This window comes from Phytoactinopolyspora endophytica, from assembly GCF_004138495.1.
GTDB classification, from domain to species: Bacteria; Actinomycetota; Actinomycetes; order Jiangellales; family Jiangellaceae; genus Phytoactinopolyspora; species Phytoactinopolyspora endophytica.
In genome coordinates this window covers 26950-31407 of record NZ_ML142859.1, presented here as the reverse complement: position 1 = coordinate 31407, position 4458 = coordinate 26950, and the positions used below count along the sequence as shown (strand labels likewise).

The window sequence follows — 4458 nt, the reverse complement described above, 5'->3', positions numbered from 1 at the left end:
GACCCCAACGGCATCGCACACCAATCCGACCCACCCACCACCGCCACCGAAACCATCCACCACATCCTCAACGAACAAGCCAACGACAACACCACACAACCCCGAGCCGGCCCCCAGAACACAGACAACAGCAACACCGAACAGACCCACGACGACAGTGAGAATCGGACCGCCGGCAGGCACGGAGTCAACGGCCGTGGCGAAGCCCACGGCACAGCCGACGCTGCCTGACATCGGTATATACAGGCTGGCCGGCAGCGATCCACTGGAGTCAGTCGCCGCCGTCCGCACCGTCCCCGTCACCGCCGTCGAGCATGCCGGCGGTGCGGGCGACGGTCGCGTTGACGCTGTAGTCCGTGCCGCGCCGCCTCGGCATGCTCCATCGCGAGTCGGGCTCGTGTGCCTGGACAGCCTGGCGCATGGCTTCGTCGGTCATCGCTGCAAAGCCGCCCAATGCGACGCGACGTGCCTGGCTGGCATCCACGGGCAGTTCGGCGCGGAGCTGATCTACGACGGCGACGCCCAGCGCCGTCGCGGGATCGGGGCCGCGGTAGCCTCGCTTGCTCGCGTAGATCCACGCCGCGATGATCGGCACCCCGAACCAGCCCAGCAGGCACAGAGCCTCCGCGCCTTGGAAATCCTCAGCTGAGTCGACACCCAACGTGAGTACCCCGGCGAACCACGGCACGAACGCCGCCAGGATCGGGTACGCCACTTTCATCGGCCCGTACGCACGCCGCAACGGGCTGACGAGCAAGCCTTCTCGCGCCAGCCGGTTGAACAGCATGCGCAGCGCCCCGGTCGGAGCGCGACGGCGCACGGCGTCCAGCCCTTCCCCGCCGTGATCCCGCACGACCCGCAGCAGCCGGAGGTCTTCAGGGCCAAGGCCGGGTCGACGTCCGCCTGCCACCGCCGGCGAGGCAACGGCCAGCTCGATCTCCGAGTCGATGACCAGCTTGCCGGCGTCTGCCCGCACAAACCCGCGCTCGATGAAGTCGACGATGCGTGCGTCGATCGCTCGCACGGCGCCACCGCTGAGCAGACCGACCCAGACCGAGCCGAACGATGCGGAGTCAATCACCTGACGTGCACCGTCGCCCTTCGGACGACGGTCGGACACCCGCGCCACCACCGCCGAGCCGACACCGGACACCATGGCGAGCGAGAACAGCACCCACCAGATCGCCATCAGACTCCCAGTTCCCCTGGTGCCTCCGCGATCACGGCTATGTGCTCCAGACGATTCTGTTGACCGTCACGTCTTCACCGTAGATCCGGCAGGGAGCATCCAGAGCAATGACCAGCGAACTCCACATGAACAGGTGCGGCTCACCACTGTGCGATCAGCCGTGCACCGTCTCCGCGAGAATCTGATACGAGCGGAGTCGCGCCTCTGTGTCCACGATGTTCGAAGCGACGATGACCTCGTCGGCCTTCGTATGGTCGACGAAATTCTGCACGTCTTCCTTGATCTGCGCGGCTTCGCCGATCGCCGTGTGACGCAGCATCTGCCGAACCTGGTGCCCGACCGGCGACGCGAGAAGAGTCTCGTCGCTGATCGACTCCGACGACACCCCGCCTCGCTTGCTGAGACTGCGCGCCATCCGGGCGAGGTTCTCGGCGAAGAGACTCTCGGCGCGTTCCCTCGTGTCCGCGGCGAACACGTTCATCGCCGCGATCACATAGGGTGCCTCCAGCTGGTCCGACGGCTGGAACTCCTGCCGGTAGGCGCGCAGCGCATCGTCCAGCGCCGCGGGTGCGAAGTGCGAGGCGAACGCATACGGAAGGCCCAGCTGGGCGGCGAGCTTCGCACCGAACAACGACGATCCGAGGATGTAGAGCGGCACGTTCGTGCCGGCGCCCGGAATGGCACGCACCCGCTGGTCCGGCTGTTCCGGGCCGAGCATCGTCTGCAGCTCGACGACGTCCTGCGGGAAGTACTTGGACGCTGCAGGGTCGCGTCGCAACGCGAGAAACGTCTCCTGATCACCGCCCGGCGCGCGGCCGACGCCCAGGTCAATCCGCCCTGGGTGCAGCGTCGCCAGTGTCCCGAACTGCTCGGCGATGACCAGCGGCGAGTGGTTCGGCAGCATCACGCCACCGGATCCGACCCGGATGCGGCTCGTGTGCGCCGCAATGTGCGCGATCAGCACACTCGGCGCCGAAGACAGGATCGACGGCATGTTGTGATGCTCGGCGAACCAGTACCTCAGATATCCGAGCTCTTCCGCCTGCTGTGCGGTGACCACACTCGCGTGCAGCGTGTCCGCCGGCGTGCTGCTCTCCGACACCGTGGCCAGATCCAGGATCGACAACGGCTGTGCCATCCCACCCTCGATTCCTGCTGTTCGGCGGTGACCCGCTCAACCACCGTTACGAATTGTTACTATGCCGAACCAGCCTAACCCTCTGTGCCGCGCATCGAACGACATGGACGTCTCTCCTTCACTCGTCCGGAGTCACGACGATCTTGCCGAAGAAGTTCTTCTCGACGAAGTGCTGCTGTGCCAGCCCCAGGTCACGCAGCGGGAATGTCTGCGCGAGCAGCGGTTTCAGCTCGCCGGCCGCGATGTGACCCAGCAGCTGTGCGAAGTCCTCATGACTACCGAACGACGACCCGATGATCTGCAGCTGCTTGAGATACACGGTACGCAGGTCCGTCTGGACCAGTGGCCCGCCCATGGCACCGGCGACGACATAACGGCCGAGTGGGCGCAGCAGGTGAAGCAGCGAGCCGAAGGCCGGCCCGGCGACGACATCCGCGACCACGTCCACGGGTCGCCCGTCCAGCGCGGTCTCCACGTCGGAGACGAGATCAGTGGTGTGGCGATCGACGACGGCCGTCGCTCCCAGATCGCGCGCCTGGTCTTGCTTGGCAGCGCCTGCCACCGCCACGACGCGCGCTCCACGCACGGTCGCGAGCTGGATCAATGCGGAGCCCACGCCTCCCGATGCGCCTGTGACGAGGACGGTTTCGCCCGGTTGGACCGCCGCCCGGTTCAGCATCCGCATTGCGGTGGTGTAGGCGGTGGGGAACGTCGCGAGCTCGGCGTCGCTCATCGGCCCGTCGACGGCAAGGGCATTGCCCGCAGGCACCGTGACGAACTCCGCGAACCCTCCATCGCGTTCGCTGCCGACATAATCGTTGACCACCAGTTCCTCTTCGCCGCCGGTGTAGATCATCGGATCGACGAGCACGCGCTCTCCGATCCGTGAGTCCGGGACGCCGGATCCGACCTGATCGATCCGCCCGGCGATGTCGGCGCCCTGGATCCGCGGGAACCGCAATGCTTCGCGGCGCCAGCCGGTGGTGGACGACGGGTCCTCGGACGAACCATAGGCACCCTCCCGCGTCCAGATGTCCGTGTTGTTCAGCGCGGCTGCACCGACGCGTATCCGCACCTCGCCCGGGCTCGCCTGTGGGTCCGGGACATCCTCGCGATATTCCAGCTTCTCGGGTCCGCCGAATCCCGTGAGCACGACAGCACGCATAAAGCTTGCACCTCCTGAGTAAACTAACCGGTATGGTTACCCATCTAAGCACACTACGACGCCCGACATCAACACACCGGTCGGTATAGTCCTCGGCCGAGCTTCTACATGCGCTCGGGCGCCACGATGCCCAGCAGGCTCAGCCCATGGGCCAGTGTGCGGGCGGTGAGCCGGCACAGAGCCAGCCGGTTGCCGCGCACGGGCTCGTCGGCCTTGAGCACGTTGCAGGTTTCGTAGAACGTCGTGAAGTCCCGCGCAAGCTCATACAGGAACCCGCACAGACGGTGCGGCTCCAGAGTCTCGCCGACCTCGGTCAGCACCGATCCGTAAGCGTCCAGCCGCAGTGCCAGCTCGCGCTCCGCCGGCTGCAACGGAACGGTCGCATCCACCGGCGTCGCGGTCGCATCCCGCATCGCAGCGGCATCGCCGGTCGAAGAGTGGTCACCGGCTCTGCGGAGGATGGCGCGGATGCGGGTGTGCGCATATTGCAGGTAGACCCCGGTGTTCCCGGTGAACGAGACCATGCGGTCGATGTCGAAGACGTAGTCCTTGATCCGCGAGTTGGACAGGTCCGCGTACTTGACGGCGCCAATGCCCGCCAGCTCGGCGATCCGGTCCAGCTCCTCCGGGTCGAGTTCCGGGTCCTTCTCAGCGACGACGGCCCGGGCACGCGCCACCGCGTCGTCGAGCAGGCTCATCAGTCGGACAGTGCCCGTCTCCCGGCTCCTGAACGGCCGGCCATCTCGGCCGAGCACCGTGCCGTAGGGCACGTGCGCGGCCTCGACTCCGCCATCGAGCCAGCCGACCCGGCGTGCGGCGTCGAAGACCATGCGGAAGTGCGAGCCCTGGCGGAGGTCGGTGACGTAGAGCAACCGATCCGCTTTGAGCTCACGCACGCGGTACCGCAGCGCCGCCAGGTCCGTTGCGTCGTAGCCGTAACCGCCGTCGCTCTTGCGGACGATCAGC

The 4458-nt window shown here is 66.7% G+C and carries 5 protein-coding genes; 1 reads left to right on the top strand and 4 read right to left on the bottom strand.

The window, feature by feature from the left end:
* Window positions 1-231 (top strand): hypothetical protein (locus ELR45_RS38520; protein ID WP_205856941.1); only part of this gene is annotated, 231 nt, incomplete at its 5' end.
* A gap of 40 nt (window positions 232-271) precedes the next feature.
* Here the strand turns inward: ELR45_RS38520 and ELR45_RS20290 are convergent.
* The 4 genes from ELR45_RS20290 to argS all read right to left on the bottom strand — a co-directional run.
* The gene (locus tag ELR45_RS20290; RefSeq protein WP_129667993.1) at window positions 272-1189 is read right to left on the bottom strand and encodes a DUF2207 domain-containing protein; all 918 of its coding nucleotides are present in this window, start codon (window positions 1187-1189) and stop codon (window positions 272-274) included.
* A 154-nt stretch (window positions 1190-1343) separates the two neighbouring features.
* Window positions 1344-2327 (bottom strand): LLM class flavin-dependent oxidoreductase, encoded by a 984-nt coding sequence (locus ELR45_RS20285; protein WP_129667992.1) that lies wholly within the window; start codon window positions 2325-2327, stop codon window positions 1344-1346.
* A gap of 118 nt (window positions 2328-2445) precedes the next feature.
* The gene (locus ELR45_RS20280) at window positions 2446-3492 is read right to left on the bottom strand and encodes an alcohol dehydrogenase family protein (RefSeq protein ID WP_129667991.1); all 1047 of its coding nucleotides are present in this window, start codon (window positions 3490-3492) and stop codon (window positions 2446-2448) included.
* 104 nt (window positions 3493-3596) lie between these two features.
* Window positions 3597-4458: arginine--tRNA ligase domain-containing protein (gene argS, locus ELR45_RS41165; protein WP_240759921.1), on the bottom strand; the 862-nt coding region annotated here is incomplete at its 5' end.

Coding starts and splice junctions, on each gene's coding strand:
- ELR45_RS20290 (WP_129667993.1), bottom strand. CDS start 1,189: ATGGCGATCTGGTGGGTGCTGTTCTCGCTCGCCATGGTGTCCGGTGTC.
- ELR45_RS20285 (WP_129667992.1), bottom strand. CDS start 2,327: ATGGCACAGCCGTTGTCGATCCTGGATCTGGCCACGGTGTCGGAGAGC.
- ELR45_RS20280 (WP_129667991.1), bottom strand. CDS start 3,492: ATGCGTGCTGTCGTGCTCACGGGATTCGGCGGACCCGAGAAGCTGGAA.